The sequence below is a fragment of the Microcystis sp. LE19-41.2A genome (genome assembly GCF_027530405.1).
Lineage (GTDB): Bacteria > Cyanobacteriota > Cyanobacteriia > Cyanobacteriales > Microcystaceae > Microcystis > Microcystis aeruginosa.
The window spans coordinates 1-1,313 of sequence record NZ_JAPZQJ010000633.1; the positions used below are offsets into that span (position 1 = coordinate 1).

Consider the following 1,313-nt stretch of genomic DNA (forward strand, 5'->3'; position numbering starts at 1 on the left):
TTAGGGCTTGCTGAATAATGGTAAAACCCTTTTAAAATAAAGCTTTTGACCTGTTAAAGTCCGATGTTCATGCTGCGAAAATAGGATTGGGACTTTCAAAAACCTTGCATTATCCTTCTTGTAGTACATCGCTTGGTACAAAAAACAAGGGCAACAAAGCCTGAAACGACCGGCTCCTGACGACCGGCTACTGACTCCTACCCCCAGGAAAAACTTTTTCAGCAGACCCTATTTATTCTTCCGACACCCCACACCCCACACCCTACACCCCACACCCCACACCCTGCCCCCAGGAAAAGCTTTTTGCCGCAAACCTAATGATCAATCCGAATCTGGCCAAAGCAGCCGGACAGCAAGCAGCGCAAAACCAATGGCCGCTATCGCTTTTAATATCTTAGCGGGGAATAACTGCGCCATACTGCCGCCCGCAAGGACTCCTAAGAAACTGGTCAGGATTAAGGCGGTAATTGAGCCAAAAAAGACGGCTTTGGGTGATTTGGAACTGCCACCGAGAGCGATCGCTACTAATTGACTTTTATCGCCGATTTCTGCCAAAAAAACCGTGATAAATGTCAGTCCGAATAATTGCCAATTCATAAATTCTAGGGAGATGGGTGATGGGGAGGTGGGGAAGTGGGGAAGTGGGGAAGTGGGGAAGTGGGGAAGTGGGGAAGTGGGGTGTGGGGTGTGGGGTGTGGGGTGTGGGGTGTCGGAAGAATAAATAGAAATAATCTCCTGTCTCCTGTCTCCTATCTCCTGACTCCTGACTCTTGATCACTGATTGCTTAGAGAATATCGCCGATCAGTAAACCAGTGATCAAAAGGAGAAGGATAGCGACACCGATATCTAAAGTTTTGGGGGAAAGACGACGAGCAATCCAATAACCGATCAGGACACCGAGGAGACTGGTAGCGATTAAAGCGCTGGCTGCCCCGGCAAAAACCACCCAGGGGGATTGGGATTCGGCGCTGATGAGAAGGGTGGCTAATTGGGTTTTATCGCCGATTTCAGCAAAAAATATGGTTAGGAAGGTGGAACTAAACACCGTCCAAAAACTCCAAGAAGGTGGCTGATCTGGGTTTTTCTCGGTTGACGCGATCGATTTGCTATCACTCATCGGCTAATTTCACAGTATCGGGTTATAATTAAATTTAAAATGGATTTTAAGTTTGATCCCCCCTGCCCCCCTTGATAAGGGGGGTGCCGATAGGTGCGGGGATCTGATAACTTTTAACGCCTACCTACTTAGGGTTAGCTGAATAAATCTTAAAACCTTGTTGGGTAAGACTTTTAGACCTTTTGTCAATCAAAA

At 47.2% G+C, this 1,313-nt stretch carries 3 protein-coding genes; all 3 read right to left on the bottom strand.

Annotated elements, in window-relative coordinates:
- Nucleotides 1–321 precede the first annotated feature (321 nt).
- The 3 genes from O9290_RS25940 to O9290_RS25950 are packed head-to-tail and all read right to left on the bottom strand — an operon-like array spanning nucleotide 322 to nucleotide 1,118.
- Complete coding sequence (locus tag O9290_RS25940) at nucleotides 322–597, bottom strand: TMEM165/GDT1 family protein (RefSeq protein ID WP_002764179.1); 276 nt, start codon at nucleotides 595–597, stop codon at nucleotides 322–324.
- Complete coding sequence (locus tag O9290_RS25945) at nucleotides 536–778, bottom strand: hypothetical protein (RefSeq protein ID WP_288087682.1); 243 nt, start codon at nucleotides 776–778, stop codon at nucleotides 536–538. The genes O9290_RS25940 and O9290_RS25945 overlap by 62 nt, the downstream gene beginning before the upstream one ends.
- Before the next feature lie 7 nt (nucleotides 779–785).
- Nucleotides 786–1,118, bottom strand: a complete 333-nt coding sequence (locus tag O9290_RS25950) for a TMEM165/GDT1 family protein (protein ID WP_002764178.1) — start codon at nucleotides 1,116–1,118, stop codon at nucleotides 786–788.
- Nucleotides 1,119–1,313 lie beyond the last annotated feature (195 nt).

Coding starts and splice junctions, on each gene's coding strand:
- O9290_RS25940 (WP_002764179.1), bottom strand. CDS start 597: ATGAATTGGCAATTATTCGGACTGACATTTATCACGGTTTTTTTGGCA.
- O9290_RS25950 (WP_002764178.1), bottom strand. CDS start 1,118: ATGAGTGATAGCAAATCGATCGCGTCAACCGAGAAAAACCCAGATCAG.